The organism is Pseudomonas costantinii (assembly GCF_001870435.1).
Classification (GTDB): Bacteria; Pseudomonadota; Gammaproteobacteria; order Pseudomonadales; family Pseudomonadaceae; genus Aquipseudomonas; species Aquipseudomonas costantinii.
Map to the genome: position 1 here is coordinate 1 of NZ_MDDR01000057.1, position 26,853 is coordinate 26,853.

The window sequence follows — 26,853 nt, forward strand, 5'->3', positions numbered from 1 at the left end:
GGCTGCGGCAACGCCTTGCGGTCGAGTTTGCCGTTGGCGGTCAACGGCCATTCGGTGAGGAACAACAGGTGCGTCGGCACCATGTAGTCCGGCAAGTCGGCCTTGAGTTGCGCCTTGATGTGTTCTCTCAAGTCGTCTTCGTGACCTGGAGCCGCGATGACATAGCCGACCAATTGCTGGCCACTTGGGCCATCCTGAGCTAATACCAAAGCTTCGCGCACGACAGCCAGGGCATTCAGGCGCGCTTCGATTTCACCCAGTTCAATTCGGAAACCACGGATTTTCACCTGATGGTCAATACGGCCGACATACTCGATCACCCCGTCGCTGCGGTACTGCGCCAGGTCACCGGTGCGGTACAGGCGTGCGCCGCTTTCGCCGAACGGATCGGGAATAAAGCGCAGCGCAGTCAGGTCGCCACGATTCAAATAGCCCCGCGCCAGACCCGCACGACCGACGTACAACTCGCCGATGCAGCCTTTGGCGACCGGGTTCAGTTCGCCGTCGAGCACATACCAGGACAAGTCGGGAATCGGTTCGCCGATGGGGCTGTTGGCGTCCTGTTCCAGGTCCGCAATCGACAACGGACGGTAGGTCACGTGCACCGTGGTCTCGGTGATGCCGTACATGTTGATCAGTTGCGGCGCACTGTCGCCAAAGCGTTCGAACCACGGGCGCAGGCTCTTCACGTCCAGCGCTTCGCCGCCGAACACCACATGGCGCAAGGCGTTGCTGCGGCTATCGGTACACGCGACGTGCATCAATTGCTTGAACGCCGACGGGGTCTGGTTGAGCACCGTGACCCCGCTGTCGCACAGTAATTCCAGGAAGTCCTGGGGCGAGCGGCTGACGTCGTACGGCACGATCAGCAGTTCACCGCCGTGCAGCAGCGCGCCGAAAACTTCCCAGACCGAGAAGTCGAACGCGTAGGAATGGAACAGGCTCCAGACGTCCCGCTCGCCAAAACCGAACCAGGCGTCGGTGGCGGCGAACAGGCGCAGGATATTGCTGTGGGGCAGCAATGTGCCCTTGGGTTTGCCGGTGGAACCGGAGGTGTAAATCACGTAGGCCAGGTTCGACGGCTGCATCGACACTTGCGGGTCGCTGTCGGCAAACGCACTCATATCCGCGTCCAGCAGCAGGGTTTGCACGCCCGGCGGCACCGGCAATTTTCCGGCCAATGAGGCCTGGCTCAACAGCAGTTGAATACCGCTGTCCTGGATCATGTAGGCCAGTCGGTCTTCGGGATAACTCGGGTCCAGTGGCACATACGCGCCGCCGGACTTGAGGATCGCCAACAGGCCGACAATCATCTCGATACTGCGCTCGGCCGCAAGGCCTACCAACACATCGGGACCAACGCCGTGGGCGATCAATTGATGGGCGCGACGGTTGGCCTGGGCGTTGAGTTCGCCGTAGGTAAGCGTCTGGCCATTGCAGCGCAAGGCGATGGCGTCAGGGCGTCGGCGCGCCTGCTCGGCGATCAACTCATGGGCGCAACGCTCGCTGGGGAAATCCTGCGGGTTGGGGTTCCATTGATTGATGCTGTGTTGTTGCTCGGCGACATCCAGCAGCGGCAAATCACCGATGCGTTGCATCGGGTCGAGGGCAATGCCTTGCAGCAAGTTCAGCCAGTGAGTGGCGATGCGCTGCGCGGTGCCTGCATCGAACAAGTCGGTGGCGTAGGTCAGTGTGGCAATCAACTCACCCTGGATATCCTGGGTGCCCAGGGTCAGGTCGAACTGAGCCGTGTGGGAGCTCCAGTCCAGGCTTTCCACGTGCAGGCCCGGCAGTTCCAAGGCGTGGTCGGCGACGCTGCTTTGATGATTGAACATCACCTGGAACAGCGGGCTATGGCTCATGTGCCGCTCCGGCGCCAGGGCTTGCACCAGTTGCTCGAACGGCAAGTCCTGATGGGCCTGGGCGTCGACCGAGGCTTGCTTGACCTGTGTCAGCAACTGATCGAACCGCATGGCGCCTTGAATCTGCGCATCCAGTACCTGGGTGTTGACGAAGAAGCCAATCAAACCCTCGGTTTCCAGGCGGTTGCGGTTGGCCACCGGGACGCCGACACGGATATCCGCCTGGCCGCTGTAGCGGTGCAGCAGGGCCTGAAACGAGGCCAGCAACACCATGAACAGCGTGCAGCCTTCGCGTTGGGCCAGTTGCTTGAGCTGGCGGGTCAACGCGCTATCGACGCTCAGGTCCAGGCGTGCACCGCGATAACTTTGCGCCGCCGGGCGCGCACGGTCCATGGGCAACGAAATCACTTCGCCAGCGTCACCCAGGCGTTCGGTCCAATAGGCAAGTTGGCGCTCAAGCTCTCCGGCTTCCATCCACTTGCGTTGCCAGATTGCATAATCCGCGTATTGGATCGGCAGCGTCGGCAGGTGGGCCTGTTGGCCCGTGCTGTGGGCCGCGTAGAGCTGGACCAGGTCGTGCACCATGATTTGCGCGGAGGCACCGTCACAAATGATGTGATGCTGGGTCAACACCAGCACATGATCGTCCGGCGCCAGTTGCAACAATTTGACCCGCAGCAACGGCCCTTGCTGCAAGTCGAACAGGGTGACGATTTCGGCGTCGATCAGCGCCTTGAGCGCCTGGGCGTCCGGCTGCGTTTGCAGCACCGTCGGGGTGATCGGCAGGCTCAACTGCGCATGGGCCACCTGGCAAGCACCGTCCGGCCCCTCGATGAAGACCGTGCGCAGTATTTCGTGGCGTGCGAGCAAGGCATCAAAGCTCGCTTGCAAGGCCGCAAGGTCCAGCGCCCCGCGCAAGCGCAGTGCCGTGGGCACATGGTAGGCGGCACTGTGGGGGTCCAGTTGCCAGAGAAACCACTGGCGCTCCTGGGCGTAGGACAGGCCGATGGTCTCAAACTCATCGCGCATCGCCGGGATCGGCAGCGCCGCGAAGCTCATGTGCTTGCTGTGCAGTTTTTGCAAAAACGCTTGCCGTTGGGCGAGCGGTAAACGGATGAATCGCTGAACCAGAGACAGGTTATCAAGCTGAGTCATTTTCAAAGGGTCTCCAGGTCTGCCAGGAAATCATGCATCTCACTCAGGTCGTCGCTGGAGTGAGGTGTCAGGTGAACCGCCAGTTGCTCGGCGTATTCGGCCAACGATGCCGTTCTGAATAAAAGGTCGAGGGGCACGGCGGCGCCTTGCTCCATCTGCAGGCGTGCGGTGGCTTGCGTCGCCAGGAGCGAATGCCCGCCCAGCTCAAAGAAGTTGTCTTCACGCCCTACCCGCGCAAGCTTGAGTACGTCCTGCCAGATCAGCGCAACGCTGTGTTCCAGCGCGCCCTGCGGCGCCACATAGGCACGCAGCAGTTGATTGGCGTCCGGCAGCGGCAATGCCTTGCGGTCAAGTTTGCCGTTGGGCGTGAGCGGGAAGCGGTCGAGCAGCACCCAATGCACAGGCATCATGTAGTCGGGCAGCAACGAGGCAAGGCGCGTCTTCAGCTCATCGCGCAGCGTACCTGCTGCTTGCAACAGCACAGCCTCACCATTGGCCGCAATCAGATAAGCCACCAGTTGCATGCCGCCCGGGCCTTGTTGAGGGACCACCACGGCTTCGCGGACACTGTCCTGTGCGAGCAAGCAGGCTTCGATTTCGCCCAGTTCAATGCGGAATCCACGGATCTTCACTTGGTGATCAACCCGGCCGATGTACTCAATGACACCGTCGGCGCGATACCGCGCAAGATCGCCGGTGCGGTACAGACGTGCGCCGTTGCCGAACGGGTCCGGCAAGAAACGTTCGGCCGTCAGCGCCGCGCGCTCGTGGTAACCACGTGCCAGGCCATCGCCGCCAATCAGCAACTCACCGATCAGGCCGACCGGGTTCGGTGCAAAGTGCTCGCCAACGATATAGAGCGCGGTATTGGCGATCGGTCGACCGAGGTAGGGCAAACGCTTGTCTGCGCTCAGTTGATAGGCGGCAGACCAGATAGTGGTTTCGGTCGGACCGTAGAGGTTCCAGACCTCGCCCGCCACGCTGAGCAAGCGCGCAGCCAGTTCTTCGGCCAGCGCCTCACCGCCACACAGGCATTTACGCCCGGCGAGATGGCCTGCCAATGGGTGATCAAGCAGCATGCGCCAGGTCGACGGAGTGGCCTGGACCACACTGACCTGTTGTTGTTCGATGATCTCCAGCAGCGCCTGCGGATCGTGGGCACTCTGTGTGTCCACCAGCACCACCGCCGCACCGCTGAACAATGCGCCATACAGCTCCAGGCCGAAAATATCGAACGAGAACGTGGTCAGCGACAGCACACGATCACGGGCCTCGATCCCCGGCTCATGGGCCATGCTCGCCACAAAGTTCACCAGTGCGCCATGGGGCACCATCACGCCTTTGGGTTTGCCGGTGGAACCCGAGGTGTAGATGGCATAACAGAGAGTATCGCCATCGACCGACACTTGGGGGTTGGCCGATTGCTCAGCGCTGATCGGTTCGTGCAGCGCCGTCGGCAACAGGGTCCGAACCCCGGCAGGCAGCGGCAGTTGGCCCAAGAGTGACGCCTGGGTCAGCAGCAATTGCAGGCCACTGTCTTCGATCATGTGGGCCAGACGGTCCACCGGGTAATGCGGGTCGAGCGGCACGTAGGCACCGCCCGCCTTGAGGATCGCCAACAGCCCGACGATCATCTCGACCCCGCGATCCAGGGCTATGCCCACCCGCTGATCAGGCTGCACGCCTTGTGCAATCAGGCGGTGGGCCAAGCGGTTGGCCTGGGCGTTGAGTTGCGCATAGGTCAAGGATTGCTCAGCGAACACCAGCGCCATGGCGTCAGGTGTCAACCGGGCCTGAGCCTCGAACAGCGCATGAATGCCGGACTCGGCCGGGTACGGCAGGCCGGTGTCGTTCCATCCCAGCAACTGCTGCTGGGTTTCGCTTGCCGAAAGCAATGTCAGCGCGCCCAACGACTGCGTGGCATCGCTGCTCATTTGCAGCAACAGGCGCTTGAGGTGCGTAGCAATCTGTTCGACCGCCTGTTGGCTGAAGCTCGCGCATTGATAGCTGAACTGCACCGTCAGCTCTGCACCGAGGCCGACCAGCAGGGTCAGTGGATAGTTGGTCTGCTCCAGATTACCCACGGCACCAAAGCGCAGCCCTTGAGGCGAGCCTTTTTCCAGCGCCTCGGAAATCGGATAGTTTTCAAACACCAGAATGTTGTCGAACAGCGCATCGGCGCCCTGCCCGGCCCACCGCTGGATATCGAACAGTGCCGTGTGCTCGAACTCCCGCAGCGCCAGGTTCTGCGCCTGGACGCTGTGTAACCATTGCTCCAGGCTGAGTTCGGAGCGCGGGCTGGCAATGACCGGCAAGGTGTTGATGAACAGCCCGATCTGCTGCTCGATCCCCGCAAGTTCCGCCGGGCGACCGGCTACCGTGGCACCAAACGCGACGCAGGACTTGCCGGTGTAACGCTGCAGCAGCAACAGCCAGGCGGCTTGCACCAGCGTGTTGACGGTCACCTTCGACTCGCGGGCAAAATCCGCCAGGCGCTGGGTTTGCTCGCCGTCGAGGTGCAAGTGATGGTGGGCGTAAAGATTCGCGGCAGGAACCTGAGCCGGTCGGGCGAACGCATGGGCCAGACGCACGGGCTCGTCCAGTTCTCGCAACTGACCGCGCCAGAAAGCTTCGCCAAGCGCCGCGTCCTGACCTTGCAGCCACGCGATATAGTCGCGATAGCGACCAACTGGGCGGGCCACGGTGTCACCCCGGTAGTGCTGCAACACCTCGCCCAATAGCTGCGCGCTGCTCCAGCCATCCATCAAGATGTGGTGGTTGGTGTAGATCAGGTGATAACGATCGGCCCCGGTGCGTACCAACAGCAATCGCATCAACGGCGCACGCGTCAGGTCCAGGCCCTGGGCACGTTCTTCGTCAGCCAGGGCATGCAATGCGGCTTCCAGGTCAGCCTCGGCGCGCCAGTCGAGCACGCGGAAAGGCACTTCGACCTGGCGCTGCACTACCTGCACCGGTTGCTCAAGATTACCCTGCCAGAAGAACCCGCTACGCAGGATGTCGTGGGCATCCACCACCGCTTGCCAGGCGGCACGGAAGCGTTGTGGCTCGAGGCCTTCGACGTCCACGCGCATCTGGTTGATGTAATCGCCGCCGCCCTCGGCCAGCAGCGTGTGGAACAACATGCCTTGCTGCATCGGCGATAAGGGGTAGACGTCTTCCAGGGCATGCGTCTGCGGGACCAGCGCGTCCAGTTGCGCCTGGCTCAATCGTGCCAGCGGGAAGTCCGACGGCGTAACGCCTCGGTGGACAGGGTCGCCGCAATGGGTGATCAACGCGGTCAGTTCGCGCAGATAATCATCGGCCAGGCGCTGGATGGTCGCCTCATCGAACACTTCGGCGCTGAACGTCCAATTCAGGTCCAGCTCGCCGCCAAACACTTTGCTGTCCAAGGCCAATTGGCTGCCCAGCGGGCCTTGCAGGTTGACCTCTTCGCCGCCGGACTCGCTCGCCGGGGCAAACAATGCATCATCGTGCGCAGCAAAACTGCCATCGAACTGGCCCAAATAGTTGAACGTCAATCGCGGAACCGGCAGCGCCTGTAACGCCTGGCGCACTTGCTCGTCCCCAAACTGCGCCAGGGCGCCGAAACCGATGCCTTTGTTCGGAATGGCCCGCAGTTGCTCTTTGATGTGCTTGATGCACGCACCCAACTCGGCCTGAGGCGTCAACTGCACCGGGTACAGGCTGGTGAACCAGCCGACGCTGCGGGTCAGGTCGATATTGTCGAACAGGTCCTCGCGGCCGTGGCCTTCCAGTTGGACCAGCAGGCTGTCATCACCGGTCCAGCGCACCATCACCCGCGCCAACGCGGTCAGCAACAGGTCATTGACTTGGGTGCGATAGGCCGCCGGTGCCTCCTGCAACAAAGCGCGGGTCAAGGTTTTGTCCAATTGGCTGCGGATGGAGCGCGCCTGGCAATAACGCTGCTCGCCTTCGGGACGATCACACGGCAACACCGGCGAAGCGCCCTGCAATTGCTGCTGCCAAAAACCCACTTCGGCCTGCAACGGCGAGCGGGTCGCGTAGCCTTGTAACGCTTCGGCCCACGCTTTGACGGCACTGGTTTTGGCCGGCAACTCGATTGCTTGGCCCGCCAGGAGCTGACGGTAAGCGGCCTGCAAATCGTCGAACAGAATTCGCCAGGACACACCATCGACCACCAGATGATGCACGATCAACAGCAGGCGCTGACTGCCATCAGCCAGGTTCGCCAGCACCCCACGCACCAGCGGACCCTCGCTCAGTTGCAAGCTGCGCTGAGCCCTGTTGCCCAGCGCCTGCAGTGCGGCCGCATCGGCAATATCGGCCTGCCACACCAACGCGGGAGCGCCTGGCGCGGCGAGATCACCATACTGCGCGGACCAGCCACCGGCTTGTTCGGAAAACCCCAGGCGCAAGCTGTCGTGATGAACAAGCAGCGCTTGCAGTGCCTGCTCCAGCAGTTGTGCGTCCAGGACCCCGTTCGGCTTGAGCATCACCGATTGGTTCCAGTGATGACGGTCGGGAATGTCCTGGGCAAAAAACGCTTGATGAATCGCCAGCAACGCCATGTTCCCCACCACCGGCTGCTGATCGATCAACTGCACCGGCGCATCGGTGCGCACCACACCAGCCAACGCCTGGATAGATTGATGCTGGAACAGGTCTTTGGGGGTCAACCGAATCCCGGCCTGGCGGGCACGGCTGACCACCTGGATCGAGATGATCGAATCCCCTCCCAACTCGAAGAAGTTATCGCTGACACCCACTTTCTCCAGCTTGAGCACGTCCTGCCAGATGCTCGCCAGTTGCTGTTCCAGCTCGGTCCGAGGGGCTACATAGGCCTGTTGCAATTGACTGACATCGGGTTTGGGCAGGCTTTTGCGGTCGAGTTTGCCGTTGGGCGTCAGCGGCATACGCTCCAGACGCAGGACATAGGCCGGCACCATGTGGGCCGGCAGGCTCGCTTTGAGTTGCTCGCGCAGATACTCGGTAAACCCGGCGTCCGGCACATCGCCAACCACGTAGGCCACCAGACGCTTGCCGCTGCCGGCGCTGCCTTCCTGCGCCACGACCACTGCCTCGCGCACACCGTCCAGGGCTTGCAGCGCCGCTTCGACTTCACCCAGTTCAATGCGGAAACCGCGGATTTTTACTTGGTTGTCGATGCGATCAAGGTAGTCGAATGTGCCGTCGGCACGCTGGCGCACCAGGTCGCCGGTACGATAGAGCAAGCCACCACTGCCGCCCAAAGGGTCGGCAACGAAACGCTCGGCGGTCAGCCCAGGGCGAGCCAGGTAACCACGCGCAAGCCCGCTGCCACCCAAGTACAACTCCCCGGCCATCCCTTGGGGCAACAGGTTCAGGTCGGCGTCGAGTACGTACGCACTGCGATCACCGATGCGGCTACCGATGGGTGCGTAGGCGGCGCCACACGGCACGTCGCGCCCGGCTTTCCAGATCAGCGGCGTGACCACTGTTTCGGTCGGGCCGTAGCCGTTAATAATGTAATCCGGATCCAGTGCGCGCTTGACCCGCTCAAAACTGGCATTGGGCACTGCGTCGCCACCAAAGCAGTAGATCCGCACTTTCGGCGGGTGACCCTCACGCTCGGCATGCTCGGCCAGTTGTTGCAGGTACACCGGCGGAAACGCCACCACCGTCACACCATGCTTGCGCATCGCGTTGTAGGTCTGTTCCGGCGTCCACAGGCTGTCATCGCGAATCAACAATGACGCGCCGTGGGTCAGGCTGGTGAGCCAGCGTTCGTGAGCACCGTCGAAGGCAAACGACATGAAATGGAACTCGCAGTCGCTGTCGCGCATTTCGTAGCGTTCACCGATGGCCTGGCAATGCATCGCCAGCGGGCCATGGGCGACACTCACGCCTTTGGGGTTGCCGGTGGAGCCGGAGGTGTAAATCACATAGGCGAGGTTGTGCGGGTCGAGCAGAATGTGCGGGGCGACTCGGGGTTGCTCATTCAGGTCGAGGCGATCGAGTTCCAGCACCGGCACCGCATCCCCCACCGGCAGTTGCGCCGAGACCGAGGAATCGCTGAGCAACAGCGCCAGGCCGGAATCCTCGATCAGGTACGCCAGACGCTCGCGGGGGTAGCGGGTGTCCAGCGGTACATAGGCACCACCGGCCTTAAGTACCGCCAGCAACGCCACAATCACCGCCTCACTGCGCGGCAAGGCCACGCCCACCCGCGTTTCGGCGCCGACACCACGGGCAATCAGCGCATGGGCTAATTGGTTCGCCCGCTGATCGATCTCGCCATAGCTGAAGGCCTGGTCATTGAAAATCACCGCAGTACGCTGCGGTCGCGCCAGCGCCAGCGCTGCAATACGCTGGTGCACAGCGACGTCCACCGGGTAGGGTTGCGGCTGGTTGAGTGCTTGCTGGCGCGCCTGTTCATGGGCATTGGCCAGGGCGATTTCACCCAGGTTACGTTCGGCCGACTGTGCAAATTGCTCCAGCACGTGCAGCAGGTGTGCACTGATATCAGCCACGGTGTCACTGGCGAACTGCGTCCGGTCGAAACTGTAATGCAGCGTCAGTTGCTGGCCCAGGGTCACCGCCACGCTCAACGCATAGTGGGTCTGCTCCAGGTTGCCGACTTCACCGAACATCAACTCCAGCCCTGGCTGCTGCAAGGCCTGGGCAACCGGATAGTTTTCAAATACCAGGATGTTGTCGAACAAGGCTTCACCCCCCTGCCCGGCCCAGCGCTGGATGTCCGCCATGGGCGTGTGCTCGAAATCGCGCAGGCTCAGGTTTTGCGCCTGCACGGCTTGCAGCCAACTGCTGACGCTTTGGTCAGGGCGTGGCGTACCGATCACCGGCAAGGTGTTGATGAACAGGCCTACCTGTTGCTCGATACCCGGCAAGTCAGCTGGGCGCCCTGCCACTGTTGCGCCAAACGCCACCGTCTCCTGGCCGGTGTAGCGTTGCAGCAACAGCAGCCAGGCGGCTTGCACCAGGGTGTTGACGGTGACTTTTTGCTGGCGGGCGAAGGTTTCCAGTGTGTGCGTGGCGTTTGCATCGAGGGTCTGGAAGTGGTCGCCGTGACCCCGCTCACCGTCATGCCCCGACGCGACACGCGCCAGTCGTGTAGGCGCTTGCAGAGGTGCCAGTTGAGCCCTCCAGAAATCCTGGCTCAGTTGGCCGTCCTGGCGTTGCAGCCAGGCGATGTAATCGCGATAACGGCCACCGGCACGCGCAGGCGTCCCGCCGCTGTAACGCTGCAGCACCTCGCCGAGTAACTGCGAGTTGCTCCAGCCGTCCATCAGGATGTGGTGATGGGTATAAATCAAATGCCATTGATCAGCACCCATGCGCACCAGCACCAGACGCAGCAACGGTGCCTGCATCAGATCGAAACCTTGCTCACGCTCCGCGTCGGCCAATGCGGTGAGTGCCTGGCGCTGTTCGTTGCGGTCGCGATAATCGAACACGGTGAAGGGCAATTGCGCCTGTTTGTGTACGATTTGCAACGGTTGCGCCAACTCGCCCTGCCAGATGAAACCACTACGCAGGATGTCCTGGGCATCGACGCTGGCCTGCCACGCTGCACGGAAACGCTCCGGGTCGAGCCCCTGTACGTCGACGCGCAACTGGTTGATGTACTCACCCGCCGCCTGCTCATAAAGCGTGTGGAACAACAGGCCCTGTTGCATCGGCGACAGCGGGTACAGGTCATCGAGCTGACCGCACGGCACCGGCAACGCATCGAGTTGTGCCTGCGTCACCTGTGCCAGCGGGAAGTCCGATGGCGTGGCGTGCGGCGCAACCTGGGCACAACAATGTTCGATCACTGCGTTGAGTTCGGTGGCGAACTGATCCGCCAGGGACTGCACGGTGGAGGTGTCGAACATCGCACTGCTGAAGCCCCAGCTCAGCGCCAACTCGCCGCCATACACCTGGCCTTCCACGGTCAGCCAGTTGGCCAGCGGTGCCTCGAGATCCTGAGCCTGACCACTGCCCTGGCTGGCAGGTGTAAACAGCGCCGACTCATCGAATTGACGGTCGAATTGGCCCAGGTAGTTGAAGGTGATTCGCGGCACCGGCAAGCCTGCCAAGGCTGCGCGCGCCGACGGCTCGCCAAGGTAACGCAACAGGCCGTAACCCATGCCCTTTTCGGGCACCGCCCGCAACTGCTCCTTGACGGTCTTGATCGATTCGGACAACGCCCCGTCACCCTGCAAACGCACCGGGAACAGGCTGGTGAACCAGCCCACGGTGCGCGTAAGGTCCAGGGCATCGAACAGGTCTTCGCGGCCATGCCCTTCCAACTGGATCAGCGCCGAAGGCTGGCCGCTCCAGCGGCAGACCACGCGGGCCAACGCGGTGAGGAGCAAGTCATTGACCTGGGTGCGGTAGGCCGCGGGGGCTGCTTGCAGCAGTCGACGGGTCTGCTCGGCGCCAAGCCGCACTTCGAGCTTTTTCCCGAAGCGATTTTGCAGGCTGCCCTCAGAGTGATCACACTGCAGCTCCGCGTCGACTGACTGCGCCTGCCAGTAAGGCAGTTGTGCGTTGAGGGTTTGCGCGTGGGCTTGCAGCTGCTGCGCCCAGTGCTGGTAGGCGCTGGTCTTGGACGGCAGTGGCGCTTGGCGGTAAGCCTGTTGCAGATCTTCCAGCAGGATGCGCCACGACACGCCATCCACCACCAAATGATGCACCACCAGCAGCAAGCGCTGGGTGCCATCGGCCATGGTGACCAGGGCGGCGCGCAACAGCGGGCCTTGCGCGAGGTCGAGGCTGCGCTGGGCTTCATCGCACAGTGCGGCCAATTGAGTGTCGTCGCTCGCATGGGATTGCCACAACGATGGCTCGGTGACCGGCACCGCGTGGGCTTGCTGCCAACCGTCAGCCTGCTGCACAAACCGCAAGCGCAGGGCGTCGTGATGGTTGATCAATTGCGTCAGCGCGGCCTCCAGCCGTACAGGCTCCAAAGGCTCACGCGGGCTCAGCAACAACGATTGGTTCCAGTGGTGACGCGCCGGGATCGCCGCTTCAAAAAAGCTCGCTTGTACCGGCGTGAGGATCACCTCACCGCTGACCGGGCCTTGGTCGATAACGCTCGCCTGCTCAACGGTTGCGACCAGTGCCAGGCTGCGCACACTCTGGTACTGGAACAGGTCCCGTGGGCTGAGGCGAATCCCCGCCTGACGCGCGCGACTGACCACCTGGATAGAGATGATCGAATCGCCGCCCAGCTCAAAGAAGTTGTCATCCAGACCGACCTGTTCGACGCCGAGTACATCGCTCCAGACCGCGGCCAGGGCTTTTTGCAGTGGGTTTTGCGGGGCGACAAAAGCCTGTTGCGGCGCAGCATCCGGCAATGGCAAGGCCTTGCGGTCGAGTTTGCCGTTGGCTGTCACCGGCAGCTTGGCCAGCGATATGAAGTGAGTCGGCACCATGTACTCCGGCAGACTGCTAAGCAGCCAGGCCTTGAGGTCGACCGGTTCTTCGTTCTCCAGCACCAGATAAGCGACCAGTTGTTTGCCGCCCTGCACCAACACCACGGCCTCACGCACCGTTGGGTGCTGCATCAGGCGCGTCTCGATTTCGCCCAACTCGATACGCAAGCCGCGCAGCTTGACCTGATGGTCGAGGCGGCCGAGGTATTCGATCACGCCGTCAGCACGTTGGCGTACGCGGTCGCCGGTACGGTACAAGCGCTCGCCATCAACGAACGGGCTTGGCACAAAACGCTCGGCGGTCAGCGCCGGGCGACGATGGTAGCTGCGCGCCAGGCCAACGCCGCCCAAGTAGAGCTCGCCGGATACGCCGCTCGGCACCGGATTGAGCTGGGCGTCGAGCACGTAGGTGCCGAGGTTGGCAATCGGGCGGCCAATGGGCACGCTGTCGGCGCCTTCGTCAACGCAGGTCCAGTGGGTCACGTCGATGGCGGCTTCAGTCGGGCCGTAGAGGTTGTACAAACCGGCCTTCGGCAGTTTGGCGAACACTTGCAGTTGCGCATCCAACGGCAAGGCTTCACCGCTGCACACGATGCGCTTGAGACTGGCGCAGGCCTGCACGCCTGGCTCATGGATAAACGCCTGGAGCATCGACGGCACGAAATGCAAGGTGGTGATCGCATGCCGGCCAATGGTTTCGATCAGGCGCGCCGGTTCGCGATGCTCGCCAGGGGCCGCGACCACCAGACGAGCGCCGGTCATCAGCGGCCAGAAGAACTCCCACACCGATACGTCGAAGCTGAACGGTGTTTTTTGCAAGACCGCGTCGCTGGCGTCCAGGCCGTATGCCTGTTGCATCCAGCACAAACGGTTGACCAGCGCGCGATGGCTGTTGCCGGCGCCCTTGGGTTTGCCGGTGGAGCCGGAGGTGTAGATCACGTAAGCCAGGTTGAGCGCCTGGGTATCATCGACGGGCGATTGGTTGCTGTAGCCGTCCAGCCACTGCGTGGGGGTATCCAGGGTAATAACCTGGATGCCCTCGGTGGGCAGCAGCGACAACAAGCTTTGTTGGCTGAGCAGCAACGTAATGCCGCTGTCTTCGATCATGTAGGCCAGGCGGTCCTGGGGGTATTCGGGGTCCAGCGGGACGTAGGCCCCGCCGGCTTTGAGGATCGCCAGCAGGCCCACCACCATTTCGATGGAGCGCTCCACGCAAATGCCCACCAGCACATCCGGGCCAACGCCTCGTTCGCGCAAGGCATGGGCCAACGGGTTGGCGCGGGCATCGAGTTGGGCGTAGCTCAAGGTGGTTGAACCAAATACCAGCGCCGGTGCATCCGGTGTGCGCTGCACTTGCGCTTCGATCAGGTGATGAATGCCGCGCTCGGTCGGGTACGACTCGGCGGTCTGGTTCCATGCGTGGATCAGCACATGCTGCTCGCCTGCGTCCAGCATCGGCAACTCACCGACACGCTGCTCGCCATCAACAACCATGGCCTGCAACAAGCTGATCCAGTGTTGGGCCATGCGTTCGATGGAAGGCGCATCAAACAGGTCATTCGCGTAAGTCAACGCAGCATGCAGGGTGCCGGACTTCTCGAACGTATCGAGGGTCAGGTCGAACTGGGTGGTGCGGCCTTGCCACTCCACCAAGGCCAGTTCCAGGCCGGAAGCAGTGCTGACCGACGCGATATCCGCCACCACCGGCTGGTGGTTGTACATCACTTGGAACAGCGGCGTATGGCTCAGGCTGCGCTCGACTTTCAGGGCTTCAACCAAACGTTCGAACGGCAGTTCCTGATGAGCCTGAGCGCCGAGGGCATGCTCCTTGATACCGTGCAGCAACTCGGCGATGCGGGTCTGCCCAGTGAGCTCGGTGCGCAACACCTGGGTGTTGACGAAGAAACCGATCAGCCCCTCGACTTCACTGCGGTTGCGATTGGCGATGGGCACGCCGATGCGGATATCGCCCTGCCCGGTGTAGCGATGCAGCAACACGTTGAACGCACCGAGCAGCAACATGAACAGGGTGACGTTGTGCTTTTGCGCGCAACTGCGCAGCTGCGCGGCCAACGCCGGATCAATCGCGAAATTATGGCGGGTGCCCTGATAGCTGGGCATGGCCGGGCGCGGGCGATCAGTCGGCAACTCCAGCACCGGATGCTCATCGCCCAGGCGCGCCTGCCAGTATTCCAACTGACGCGCCTGCTCCCCCGCTTCCAGCCAACGACGCTGCCACAGAGCGTAGTCGCTGTACTGGATCGGCAGCGCCGGCAGTTGCGGCGCCTCTTTGCGTTCATGGGCGTCGTAGCAACGGATGAACTCGTCGATCAATACGTTCATCGACCAACCGTCGGAGACGATGTGGTGCAGGGTCAGCAGCAGTACATGCTCCTGCTCGTCGAGTTTGAGCAATTGCACACGCAGCAGCGGGCCGTGCTCCAAGTCGAACGGAAGCAGCGATTGACGCGTCGCCGCCTCGTTGACGGCCTGTTCGCGCTCAGCGGATGCCAATGCGCTGAAGTCCAGCTGTTCGACTGCCAGTGACGGCACGACTGCGACCTGCAACAGGCGCTCATCGGGCTGGCGCTGAAACACCGTGCGCAAGGTTTCATGCCGCGCCACCAGGCTGGCAAACGCTTGTTCCATCGCGCTTAAATTCAGCGCACCTTTGAGCCGCACGGCGCCGGGCAGGTTATAGGCGCCGCTGGCCGGGTCCAATTGCCAGAGAAACCACATGCGCTGCTGCGCGTAGGACAGCGCCTGGCGATCCTCGACCTCCACCCCCGCCGGAATCGGAAACCGGGAAAAGTCCACGCCTTCTTTCTGCAAGGCCTGCAGGAACACTTGGCGTTTTTCCAGGGGCAACCCGATAAACCGGCGAGCAAGTTTCAAGGAGTCTTCAGCATTCATTTGTTGGAGTCCGGAGCAATAGGCAGGAAGCACAAAGGCACGTCGTCCCTATAAAACGAACCGGGCAGGGAAAAATTAGCGGGGGATGGGAGGCGCGGAGCGAGGTGTCATCAAGGGTTACATCAATCTCAGGAAAGACAGACGGACCCGAGCTAGCATTGACGAACACCACTTTTTGCAACTAAATTTAGTTACACGAAAGGAACGCCGTGTCCAAAAATGAAAAGCTGCTCGCCAAACTGCTCAATGAGCACATGGCATTTACCTGGCCCGAGCTCGTAACGCTGCTGCGTCGGCTGGGCTACACACAGATTGAGGGGCTGGAAGCCGCGTCAAATTCGACATCGGCGACCCGAGTGCAATGATCACCTTGCACAAGCCTCACCCCGGCAACGAACTGAAACACTACATTCGGCGCCAGATCATCGAACAATTGAAATCAGGAGAACTGATTCAGTGAACAACCAACTGAAACACCAAGGTTACATCGGCTCTATCGAAGCCAGCCTCGAAGACAACTGCCTGTTCGGCAAGGTCCTGTTCATCAAGGCGCTGGTCAGCTATGAAGGGAAAACCGTCGCTGAGTTGGACGCGGCTTTTCGTGAGGCCGTAGACGACTATCTCGCTACATGCCACACCCTGGGACAAACACCGGAGAAGCCTTGCAAAGGCTCATTCAACGTGAGGGTCGGCCATGACCTGCATTTGGCTGCGGCCCTGGCAGCGACACGAAAAAAAGTCACGCTCAATGATCTGACACGTCAGGCGCTGAATGAATTTCTGCAACACCACAGTGCGGACCCTTGCCCGGCGATTGGTTGACTATCCCAACCGTCGATAGCCCAACACTGCTGCTCCCAATACCACCGCCCCCGCCACCAATGCCACCCAGAACCCACTGGTTGCGCCGAAGTGGTCGATCATCCAACCGGAGCTGGCGGCACCGATGGCCACGCCGATACTCAGGCCGGTGATCAGCCAGGTCATGCCTTCGGTCAGGCGACTTGGTGGGACAATCCGCTCCACCAGGGCCATGGACACGATCAAGGTCGGGGCGAAGAACAGGCCGGAGATAAAGATCGCCACAGCCAGACCGGGAATGTTCGTCACCAGCAACAACGGCAAGGTGGTCAACGCCGTGGCCACGCCGCAGAACAGAAACTGCCGAGGTAACGGCGCCTTGAGTTTGAGGGTGCCAAAGGCCAACCCCGCCAGGCATGAACCGATGGCATACACTGACAGCACGATGCTCGCCGCCGCCGGTTGGCCCTGCTGCTGGGCAAAGGCGACGCTGACCACATCCACCACGCCGACAATCACGCCCATGGCCAGCAACAGGATCATCAAGATCAGTACTGAAGGTGAGGCGATCAGCCAACGGCCGTGATGGTCATGGTGCTCGTGCACCGGCGGTTCAGTCTCGCGTTGCAGCACGAAGGTCGTGACACCCACCGCCAGCAGCACGGCCGCAACCAAAGGCCCGGCTTCCGGAAACAGCACCACACTCAGACCTACGGAAATCGGCGGACCAATGATGAAACACACCTCATCCAACACCGACTCCAGGGCAAACGCGGTTTGCAGCTTGGGCTGCCCCCGGTACAACTCGGACCAGCGCGCCCGCACCATCGCCGACATATTGGGCATGCAACCGGCCAGGGCGGCAAACAGGAACAGCGTCCAGTTCGGCGCCTGCAAACGGGTACACAGCAACAACATCAACAAGGCCCCGCCGCCGATCAGCGCGGCTATCGGCAGCACCCTGCCCTGGCTATAACGATCGACCAGACGTGAAACCTGCGGTGCACAAAACGCCGTGGCCAGGGCAAACACCGCCGCCACCGAACCCGCCAAGCCATAACCGCCATGCACCTGCGAAAGCATGGTGATCAGGCCGATACCGGTCATGGACACCGGCATGCGCGCAAGCATGCCCGCTAGTACAAAAGCTCGAGCGCCAGGGACCTGGAACAACTCGGCGTAGGGGTTTGCCATCCTGCTTAACCTCTTCCTGAATGCCCTGGAACTTGCTATCTGAAGTCATCAAGGCAAAATACATACGGTGCGTATGTGACAAATCATGCGTAACATACGCAACGTATGTCAATCATTCACTTGCCCATTGCGAGCCTTACCCATGAGCCGAGCCCGTGCCGAAATGATCGAAGACACCCGTGCCCGACTGATTGCCAGCGCCCGCCAGGCCTTCGCCACGCAGGGCTACGCAAACACCTCGATGGACGACTTTACCGCCCGTGCCGGTTTAACACGGGGTGCGCTGTACCACCACTTTGGTGACAAGAAAGGCCTGTTGGCGGCCGTGGTGGCCCAACTCGACAGCGAGATGGACGCGCGTTTGCAGAACATCACCGACCAGGCCCAAGAGCCCTGGGCCGGTTTTTGTGAACGCTGCCAAGCCTACTTGCGCATGGCCCAGGATGGCGAAATCCAGCGCATTGTGTTGCAGGATGCGCCAGCCGTGCTGGGAGACACAGGGCCCCAACAGCACTGCGTAGAGTCATTGCGTCAACTGCTTGAGGCCTTGATGCAGGCTGATGTGATTCGCCAGGGCCCCAGCGTCGCATTGGCTCAGTTGATCAATGGCAGCCTGGTCAACACCGCCTTGTGGATCGCCCGAGATGAACACCCGAGCGAGCGACTGGAGGAAGGCTTGCAGGGCCTGGAACTGCTGTTGCAGGGCTTGAAATAAGAGCCTCGCTCACACCAACCGCGTGATCTGCTTATGCCGCCACACCAAGCGGTAATACGCGGTCTGCAACCCCAACATTGCCAGGTAGGTTACTGGAAACGCCATCCACACCCCTTCCAGACCGAAGTGGGCATTGAACACGTACGCCATCGGCAGCTCAACGCACAGCACGCAGAAAATCGTGATGGCGACTGGCATCAGCACCACACCGCTGGCCCGCATGATTCCGCCGACCACCGCCTGGAAACCGAAAACCAGGATGCTCCACAACATGATGTGCAGCAGATGCTCGGCCTTGATCCGCGCCGCATCGTCGGTGATGAACAGGCCCAACAACCAGTGCGACATCAGGTAGCCGAGCACGATCAGGCCCCCCGTGAGACAGGTGTTGATCAACAACCCGGTGCGCAGAATTGGGCTGATACGTTCCAGACGCCCGGCACCAATCGCCTGAGCGCCGAGGATCGAGGCCGTGATCGCAATCGACAGCGCCGGAAACTGCACATAATTGACGATCTGCGTCACCGCGCCATAGGCCGCTGTGGCCTGAGAGCCGTGGCCGTTGACCAGCGCGAGGATGACCAGTTCCGAGAGCGACAGCACCACCATCTGTAAACCGGTGGGCAGGCCGATGCGCAGGACCTTGCCGAGAATCACCCGATCCAGGCGCAAGGCCGCGAGCAGTTCGCGATCCGGCGCCATCACATGGTTTTTATGGCGCAGACGCAGTATCAGAAACAGCATCGCCAACGCGTTACCCACCAGCCCCGCGTATACCGCGCTTTGAATGCCCATGGGCGGCAAGCCGATCCAGCCGCGAATCAACGCAGGGGTCAGCAGCAGCCCGACCAGGGTCGAGACCATCAGCGCCAGCAATGGCGAGACCGTGTCGCTGACGCCACGCAACAACTGGGTATAGAGGATGAAGACCAGCAGCAGCGGCATGATCAGCATCATCATCTGGGCATACCCCACAGCATCGTCGAGCACATCAACCGGTGTGCCCAACGCCTGTAATGCCGGTCGAGCAAACAGGCTGCCGAGCACGGCCGCGATCAAACCCACCAGCGCCCCCAGGGTCAGGGTGGCGCCGGTGATCACTTTGACCAGCCCCGTTTCCTGGGCGCCCCAGGCCTGCCCTATCAACACCGACGCGCCCGCGCCCAGGCCGATCACCAGGGCGATAAAGAAAAACACGATGGGGAACATCCCCGACACCGCCGCCAACGCTTGGGTACCGAGCATTTGCCCGACATAGATACCGTTGAGGGTGCCGGAAAAACTTTGCAGGAAGTTGGACAGCACCATCGGTGCCAAAAAGATCAGGTAGATCTGCCACAGCGGCCGTTGTTGGGTGACTTGCATGGTGGTTCGAGTCCCGGAATTATTGTTAGCCAGGGAAAGCATTGCGCGACAGCCACGCCAGGTACGTCTGCACGTCCACCGGCCAGTGCGCGATCTTGTTGGAAAAGTCCGCCGACGCTTGAGCAAACAACGCCCGTGAGGCGTCTTCAAAACCGGGCAGGTCGCCGCCGATGGCGCTCATGAAACGATAGCTGGCTTCCTTGGCCTGGCGCATCTGATCACAGGAAGCGTGCACTGTGCGAGCTTCATCCACCAATCGACGCAAGGCGGCCGAGGCGCCGCCACGTTGCCGGCCGAGCCATTCCCAGTGACGCGGCAACAGGGTGACTTCCCGTGCGACTACACCCAGCTTTGGTCGACCGACCGAGGGGGCTGAGGGGGGCTCGTCATCGGTCTCGGCGTGTGCCGGTTGCTCAGGTGCATAACCCGCGGGCCAGGGATAGTCGACCTGGGTGCCGGTAACGTCATCGAAGACCAGAAAACTGCCCATCGGCAGCTCAAGGCTCGCCAGGGCAACGGCTACATCGGGATAGGAACCGGCCGCCACGCGCTGGTGGCGAACAAAGGCAGTGCACAGAGGGACGTTTTGCGTAGGCATGATTTATTACCCGGGTGTTATTAGTTATACCCGGGCAATATTAGCCAGAATTCTCCAGTATGCAAGGCTATTGTCGTGAAACTTCCAACGGCTCACTGCACACCGCCCCGCCCCCCCCTGCTCAGTCAGTCCAAATCACTCGCGTCATGCCGCTCAGGCAACTGCTCCGCAGGCTCACCCGACACACGATTCACCCGTCGACCGCGCTGCACCGCCGGCCGTGCCTCAATCGCATCAGCCCAGCGCAGCACATGCTTGTATTCATGCACCGAAAGAAACTCCGCTGCCCCATACAACCGACCTTTGACCAAACCACCATACCAAGGCCAAATCGCAATATCGGCGATGGTGTACGCATCGCCAGCAATGTATTGACTCACCGCCAATCGCTGGTCGAGTACATCCAGCTGGCGCTTGGTTTCCATGGCAAAGCGGTTGATCGCGTATTCCATCTTGCTCGGCGCATACGCATAGAAATGCCCAAAGCCCCCGCCCAGGTAAGGCGCGCTGCCCATTTGCCAGAACAACCACGACAAGCACTCTGCGCGCGCGGCAGGTTCAGTGGGGAAGAACGCACCGAACTTCTCCGCCAGGTATTGCAGGATCGCGCCCGACTCAAACACCCGAATCGGCGTGGCGCCGCTGCGATCAAGCAGCGCGGGGATTTTCGAATTCGGATTGACCGAGACAAAGCCGCTGCCGAACTGGTCGCCGTCGCCGATCTTGATCAGCCAGGCGTCGTACTCCGCGCCGCTGTACCCCAAGGCCAGCAGCTCTTCCAGCAGGATGGTGACCTTCTGCCCATTCGGCGTGGCCAGGGAATACAGCTGCAGTGGGTGCTTGCCGACCGGCAGTTCCTTGTCATGGGTCGCACCGGCGATGGGCCGGTTGATGCTGGCAAAGGTGCCGCCATTTTCGGTGTCCCAGGTCCACACCTTCGGGGGTACGTAGTCGGTCATAAATTTACTGCTCCTTGGTTTCAATACTGTTCGACGCGGACAATTGGGCCACGCTCCATCCGCCGCCCAGCGCCTTGATCAAGCCCACATTAGCGCTCAATTGCTGGGTTTGCAGTTGCAATACCGCACGCTTGGCTTCCAGCGCCGCCACTTGGGCGGTCACTACGTCGAGATAAGCCACGGCGCCCTGGCGATAACGCGACGTTGACAGGTCCTCGGCGTATTGCGCGGCAGCCGCTGCGTCACGCTGATCATCCAGGGCGCTGCCCAGGCCTACTATCTGCGAGAGATTGTCTTCCACCTGCTCAAACGCACCCAACACCACGCCACGGTATTTAGCGGCCGCCTCGTCAGTGGCAGCCTTGGCGATATCCACCCGGGCCTGGCGCGCACCGCCGTCAAACAGGGTGCCCACCAACGAAGGGCCGATGGCCCAGAACAGGTTCGGTGCGCTCAGCAAGCGGGCGAATTCATCACTCTGATAGCCGCCCTGGGCACTCAAGGTGATCTGCGGGAACCACGCGGCTTTCGCCACGCCGATACGTGCATTGGCGGCGGCGATACGGCGTTCGGCGGCGGCGATGTCCGGTCGGCGCTGCAACAGGGTTGAAGGCACACCCGTCGGCACCGTCGGCAAGGCAATCGGCGCCACATTCACGGCGACGGTATAGGTCGACGCCGACTCACCCAGCATCGCCGCGATTGAATGCTCCAGCACCGCCCGTTGCACCTGGCTTTGGCTCAACTGCGACTTGACCGTCGACAATTGCGTGCGCGCCCGCGCCACATCGAGGCCGGAGACGATACCGCCGCCGTGCAAGCCTTCGGTCAGGCCCAGGGCCTTGGCATAAGCGTCGCGGGTCTGTTCCAGCAGTTGGTTCTGCCAGTCGATACCACGCAGGCGGATATAGCTGTCGGCCAACTGCGCTTGCAGGCTCAGGCGCACCGACGCCAGGTCAGCCTTGGCCGCCTCGGAATCGCTGGTACCGGCGGCAACGGTGTCACGCACGCGCCCCCACAGGTCAACTTCATAATCGACCTCCAAGCCCAACGTCGCGGAGTTGTAGACATCCGGTGAGGTGGCCGAACGCAACGGCTTGGTGTCCGACTGACGAATGCGCTGACCGTTGCCGATGGCCGAGACCGTGGGGAACAACCCCGAGCGGGCCTGGGCCACATAACCTTGGGACTGCTGATAATGCGCGAGTGCCGCGCTCAGATCAGGGTTGTTTTTCAGCAACTGTTGTTGCATCGCGTCCAGTTGCGGGTCGTTGTAGATACGCCACCAACCGTCACGACTGGCTTGGTCGTCTGGCGCGCCGACGGTCCACGGGCCTTGGGTATGGAACTGCGCCGCTGTCGGTGTTTCAGGCACCTTGAGCGGCGGCGCGAGGGAGCACGCGCCCAGGCTCAAGGTGGCGATCAGCCCCAGTAGGGTGCGCTTAGCCATGGGGTTTGACCTCGGCTGAAGCGGCAGCCAATTGCACGGAGTCATCATCGACCAGGCCATCCGGCGGCGTATCGATCACGCGGTCACTGGCTTGCAGGCCGCTGGCGATTTCCACGCTGTCGCCAAAGTCGCGAGCAATGCTGATGGTCTTGAAGCGCACATGGTCGTTGCTGTCGAGGGTGGCGACGCGCATGCCGTGATCATCGAACACCAGCGCGCTGGACGGCACTCGCAGTACATCAGCCTGTACCGGCAGGTCGAACTGCACACTGGTGTAGCCGCCCGGCAGCAGGCGGCCGCCCGGGTTGTCAACCAGCAGTTGCACCAAGGTGCTGCCGGAGGCGGCGTTGACCGCGTCGGCGGTGGCGATCACCTTGCCGGTGAAGGTTTCGCCGCGATATTCCGGCACGCTGAGGCGTGCGGTGGTGCCTTCGCGGATCTGCGGCGAGAAAGTCTGCGGCACCTGCACATACACGCGCAGGCGGCTGACGTCGGCCACCGCAAACAGTTCTTTGCCGGCCGTGCCACCGGCGCTGATCAGCGCGCCCACGTCGGTGCTGCGTGCGGTGACCACACCGGCAAACGGCGCGACCAGATGCTGGAAGCCCTTGGTCGCCACCAGTTGCTCGACATTGGCTTTGGCCGCCGCGACTTTGGCCTGCTTGGCGGTCAGGTCGCCGGTGCGTTCATCCACGTCCTGGCGTGACACCGAGTCGTTCGCCAGCATCGCCTGCCAGCGCTTGGCGGTGGTTTCAGCCAGATGCGCATCGGCCTGGGCCGAGGCCAGGGTGGCACGGGCTTGCAGCAATTGCTGGTCGAGTTCCGGGGTATCGATTTCCGCCAGCACTTGCCCGGCTTTGACGCGAGTACCGATGTCGACATTCCAGGATTTCAGGTAGCCATTAACCCGGGCAAAGATCGACGCACGGGAATAGGCCTCCATACGCCCCGGCAAGTTGAGCACCGGGCCTTGGGCTTGCACCACCGGCTTGATCAGCTTGACGCTGGGCAGCGCCTGGGCATCGGTCCAGGTCTTGAGGTCACGGGATTCGCTGGCGCGCACACCGATGCCGACACCGACGATAACCACCACAACCACCCCGCCCACAATCAACCACAGCAGACCACGGGAAGACTTCGGTTTAGCAATAGAATCGGACATGTCAAACCCCTTGGGAAACGGTGGTCGCACGCGTGGCGTGCTGGCGACGCCCGTGGACAAGACTGAAAATCAACGGAACCAAAATCAACGTAGCGATGGTGGCAAAGGCCAGGCCGCCGATCACCGCACGGCCGAGCGGCGCGTTCTGCTCACCACCCTCCCCCAGGCCCAAGGCCATGGGCGCCATGCCGATGATCATCGAGATGGCGGTCATCAACACCGGCCGCAATCGCGTGAAGCCGGCCTCAAGCGCAGCCTGTATCGCATCGCCATGCACCGCCAGGCGTTCACGACAGAAACTCACTACCAGGATCGCGTTGGCGGTGGCCACACCCATGCACATGATCGCCCCCGTCAGCGCCGGGACCGACAGCGGCGTGTGGGTGACAAACAGCATCCACACAATGCCCGCCAATGCCGCCGGCAACGCGGTGATGATCACGAACGGGTCGCTCCAGGATTGGAAGTTGACCACGATCAACAGGTAGATCAGCACCACGGCTCCGAGCAAGCCGAACAGCAAACCGCTGAACGCTGCGTTCATGGTTTGCACCTGCCCCTGCAATATCACTTTGGAACCGGTCGGCACTTCACCGGCGTGGGCCGCGATGATCTTCTTGATATCGGCGGCAACGCCTCCGAGGTCACGGTCCTGGATCGCGGTCAGCACTTCGACCACCGGTTGAATATCCGATTGGGTAATCACCGAGTTGCTGTGGCTGCGCTGGATATTCGCCAGGCCGCCCAGGGTCTGGTCGGTGGCCGCGCCGTTGCTGCCGCTCAAGGGCAGGCTGTGCAGTGCCGCCAGGCTTTCGAGGCTGTACTGCGGGGTTTGCATGACGATCGGGTAGGAGATGCCGTTAGCCGGGTTCAACCAGAAGGTCGGCGCCACCTGGCTGGAGCCGGCGAGGTTGACCACCAGGCTGTTGGTGACATCGCGCTCGGTCAGGCCCACCAACTGCGCACGGGTACGGTCCACGTCAATATTGAACGTCGGCAATTGCCGCGATTGCTGGATACGCGCATCCACCACGCCCGGCACCCGACGAATATCACGCAGCAACGCGCTGGCGTAGGTGTAATTACCCGCCAGGTTATTACCGGTGATTTGCAGGTCAATCGGCGCTGAAGAGCCGAAGTTGAGGATCTGCCCGACAATGTCCGAGGCTGGGAACGAGAACACCGCGCTAGGGAATTCCCGTGGCAGCGTTTCGCGCAATTCGCGCATGTACTCCGCCGTCGGGCGGTGGCCCTCATTCAGGCTGATCTGGATGTCGCTGTCTTGGGAACCCACGGTGCCGGTGTTGTTGTACACCACGTTGATACCGCTGATGGACAGGCCGATGTTGTCGACCAATGCCTTGAGTTCCTGGGCCGGGATTTTGCGGCGGATCGCGTTTTCGATGTCGGCAATCAGGTGTGCGTTGCTTTCCACCCGTGTGCCCACCGGGGCGCGCACGTGCAGCAGGATCAACCCGGAGTCGACCTCGGGGAAGAAGTTGCTCCCAAGGAAGGGCACCAAGGCAAACGACACCGCGACGAACGCCAGCAGGCCGATCACCACCGTGCGGCGATGATGCAAGGCGCTCTCCAAGACCGCGTGGTAACGCTCGCGGAAGGCCTCAAAACGCCGTTCGAAACCGCGCTGGAAATTCACCAGTGGATTACGTGACGGCGCATGCCCGTCCTCGCCCTGCACATGGGGCTTGAGCAAGTAATTGGCGAGGGTCGGTACCAACGTCCGCGACAGAATGAACGAGGCGATCATTGCAAAAATCACCGCTTCGGCCATCGGCACGAACAGAAAGCGCGCCACGCCGTCGAGGAAGAACATCGGCACAAACACGATACAGATACACAGCAGCGACACGAACGCCGGGGTGACGATTTGCGCGGCGCCGTCGAGGATCGCCGTCTCCACCGGCTTGCCCTGCTCCAGGTGCCAGTTGATGTTTTCGATGGTCACCGTGGCGTCATCCACCAGGATCCCCACCGCCAGCGCCAGGCCGCCGAGGGTCATGATATTAAGGGTTTCACCGAGGGCCGACAGCGTGGCAATCGACGCCAGGATCGCCAGCGGAATCGACGTAGCGATGATCACCGTCGAACGCCAACTGCCCAGGAACAACAGGATCATCAGGCTGGTCAGCACCGCCGCGATCAGGCCTTCACGGGCCACGCCGCTGATGGCCGAGCGCACGAACAGCGACTGGTCGCCGATCAGGTCGATATTCAGGTTGGGCGGCAGCGCGGCTTTGTTGTCCGCCAGCTTTTCCTTGACCCCGGCGATCACGCCGAGGGTGGACGCCGAACCGGTCTTGAGCACCGTCAGCAGCACCGAGCGGTTGCCGTTTACGTGCACGATGTTGGTTTGCGGCGGGTTGCCGTCGCGTACCGTGGCCACATCGCGGATCAGCACCGTGGTGCCGTCGGCGGTCTTGATCGGCAGGTTTTCCAGGTCATGGAAATCCGACGGGGAGTTGTTCAACTGTAGGTTGAACTCGTAGCTGCCGATCTTCTGCGTGCCCACTGGGGTGATCAGGTTCTGGGTGGCCAGGGCGTTGGCGACGTCCTGCGCCGACAAGCCACGGGCCTGCATGCGCGCCGAATCGAGGTCGATCTGCACCTGGCGGCTCTTGCCGCCAAACGGGTATGGCAGGGCCGCGCCGGGCACGGTGGTGAGCATCAGGCGCACGGAGTTGATGCCGATATCGCCAAGCTGCTGCTCGCTCAGGCCAGGGCCCGACAAGGCCAATTGCACGATGGGCACGGTGGAGGCGCTGTAGTTGAGGACCAGCGGCGGCACCGTGCCGGGCGGCAGTTGGCGCAGGATCGCCTGGGACACCGAGGTCACCTGGGCGTTGGCCGTACTGATGTTGACCCCAGGCTGGAAGAAGATCTTCACAATCCCGTAGCCATTCATCGACTGCGCTTCGATATGCCGGATGTCGTTCACGGTGGTGGTCAGCACCCGCTCGAACGGCGAGGTGATACGGCCAGCCATCTGGTCCGGTGGCAAACCGGTGTACTGCCAGATCACCGCAATCACCGGGATACGGATTTCCGGGAAAATGTCCGTCGGCGTTCGCCAGGCCGCCAGCGGGCCGATAATCAGAATGAAGATGGCCAATACCAGAAAGGTATAGGGGCGGCGCAATGCGATGCGCACGAGGCTCAGCATAAGCGTTGATCCGGACAGGGGGTTGGACGTTCAAGCAGGCAGAGCCGTGCCGTTTTCCCGCCTCGCCCCATGCACT

At 61.9% G+C, this 26,853-nt stretch carries 11 protein-coding genes and 1 pseudogene; 3 read left to right on the plus strand and 9 right to left on the minus strand.

The window, feature by feature from the left end; translation table 11 throughout:
* Window positions 1–3,017 (minus strand): amino acid adenylation domain-containing protein (locus BFL40_RS27780; RefSeq protein ID WP_143088343.1); only part of this gene is annotated, 3,017 nt, incomplete at its 3' end.
* A 2-nt stretch (window positions 3,018–3,019) separates the two neighbouring features.
* Entirely contained in the window at window positions 3,020–15,352 is a 12,333-nt protein-coding gene (locus tag BFL40_RS27785) for a non-ribosomal peptide synthetase (RefSeq protein ID WP_071486935.1), read from the minus strand.
* A 209-nt stretch (window positions 15,353–15,561) separates the two neighbouring features.
* On the opposite strand from BFL40_RS27785, the pseudogene BFL40_RS27790 reads away from it, so the two are divergent.
* A pseudogene (locus BFL40_RS27790) lies at window positions 15,562–15,812 on the plus strand (type II toxin-antitoxin system HicA family toxin).
* Window positions 15,809–16,174 carry a type II toxin-antitoxin system HicB family antitoxin gene (locus tag BFL40_RS27795; RefSeq protein ID WP_071486936.1) on the plus strand — a complete coding sequence of 122 codons (366 nt, stop codon included), beginning with the start codon at window positions 15,809–15,811 and terminating at the stop codon, window positions 16,172–16,174. Before BFL40_RS27790 ends, BFL40_RS27795 begins: the two are co-directional and overlap by 4 nt.
* Here BFL40_RS27795 and BFL40_RS27800 read toward each other — a convergent pair whose 3' ends face one another.
* Complete coding sequence (locus BFL40_RS27800) at window positions 16,175–17,347, minus strand: MFS transporter (protein ID WP_071486937.1); 1,173 nt, start codon at window positions 17,345–17,347, stop codon at window positions 16,175–16,177. It abuts the gene before it with no gap.
* Between the two features lie 142 nt (window positions 17,348–17,489).
* Between BFL40_RS27800 and BFL40_RS27805 the strand changes: the two genes are divergently transcribed.
* On the plus strand, window positions 17,490–18,062 hold the full coding sequence (locus tag BFL40_RS27805) for a TetR/AcrR family transcriptional regulator (RefSeq protein WP_071486938.1): 573 nt from the start codon (window positions 17,490–17,492) through the stop codon (window positions 18,060–18,062).
* A gap of 9 nt (window positions 18,063–18,071) precedes the next feature.
* On the opposite strand, the gene BFL40_RS27810 is transcribed toward BFL40_RS27805, so the two are convergent.
* The 6 genes from BFL40_RS27810 to BFL40_RS27835 all read right to left on the minus strand — a co-directional run bounded on the left by BFL40_RS27810 (window position 18,072) and on the right by BFL40_RS27835 (window position 26,777).
* Window positions 18,072–19,427, minus strand: a complete 1,356-nt coding sequence (locus tag BFL40_RS27810; RefSeq protein WP_071486939.1) for an MATE family efflux transporter — start codon at window positions 19,425–19,427, stop codon at window positions 18,072–18,074.
* A gap of 25 nt (window positions 19,428–19,452) precedes the next feature.
* Complete coding sequence (locus BFL40_RS27815) at window positions 19,453–20,025, minus strand: DUF2239 family protein (RefSeq protein ID WP_071486940.1); 573 nt, start codon at window positions 20,023–20,025, stop codon at window positions 19,453–19,455.
* Between the two features lie 125 nt (window positions 20,026–20,150).
* Complete coding sequence (gene yghU / locus BFL40_RS27820) at window positions 20,151–20,984, minus strand: glutathione-dependent disulfide-bond oxidoreductase (RefSeq protein ID WP_071486941.1); 834 nt, start codon at window positions 20,982–20,984, stop codon at window positions 20,151–20,153.
* Window positions 20,985–20,988: 4 nt separating this feature from the next.
* Window positions 20,989–22,434, minus strand: coding sequence for an efflux transporter outer membrane subunit (locus BFL40_RS27825; protein WP_071486942.1), 1,446 nt, complete (start codon window positions 22,432–22,434; stop codon window positions 20,989–20,991).
* Window positions 22,427–23,596, minus strand: coding sequence for an efflux RND transporter periplasmic adaptor subunit (locus tag BFL40_RS27830; RefSeq protein ID WP_071486943.1), 1,170 nt, complete (start codon window positions 23,594–23,596; stop codon window positions 22,427–22,429). Before BFL40_RS27830 ends, BFL40_RS27825 begins: the two co-directional genes overlap by 8 nt.
* A gap of 1 nt (window position 23,597) precedes the next feature.
* Complete coding sequence (locus BFL40_RS27835) at window positions 23,598–26,777, minus strand: efflux RND transporter permease subunit (protein WP_071486944.1); 3,180 nt, start codon at window positions 26,775–26,777, stop codon at window positions 23,598–23,600.
* Between the last annotated feature and the right edge of the window lie 76 nt (window positions 26,778–26,853).

Coding starts and splice junctions, on each gene's coding strand:
- BFL40_RS27785 (WP_071486935.1), bottom strand. CDS start 15,352: ATGAATGCTGAAGACTCCTTGAAACTTGCTCGCCGGTTTATCGGGTTG.
- BFL40_RS27800 (WP_071486937.1), bottom strand. CDS start 17,347: ATGGCAAACCCCTACGCCGAGTTGTTCCAGGTCCCTGGCGCTCGAGCT.
- BFL40_RS27805 (WP_071486938.1), top strand. CDS start 17,490: ATGAGCCGAGCCCGTGCCGAAATGATCGAAGACACCCGTGCCCGACTG.
- BFL40_RS27810 (WP_071486939.1), bottom strand. CDS start 19,427: ATGCAAGTCACCCAACAACGGCCGCTGTGGCAGATCTACCTGATCTTT.
- BFL40_RS27815 (WP_071486940.1), bottom strand. CDS start 20,025: ATGCCTACGCAAAACGTCCCTCTGTGCACTGCCTTTGTTCGCCACCAG.
- yghU (WP_071486941.1), bottom strand. CDS start 20,984: ATGACCGACTACGTACCCCCGAAGGTGTGGACCTGGGACACCGAAAAT.
- BFL40_RS27825 (WP_071486942.1), bottom strand. CDS start 22,434: ATGGCTAAGCGCACCCTACTGGGGCTGATCGCCACCTTGAGCCTGGGC.
- BFL40_RS27830 (WP_071486943.1), bottom strand. CDS start 23,596: ATGTCCGATTCTATTGCTAAACCGAAGTCTTCCCGTGGTCTGCTGTGG.
- BFL40_RS27835 (WP_071486944.1), bottom strand. CDS start 26,777: ATGCTGAGCCTCGTGCGCATCGCATTGCGCCGCCCCTATACCTTTCTG.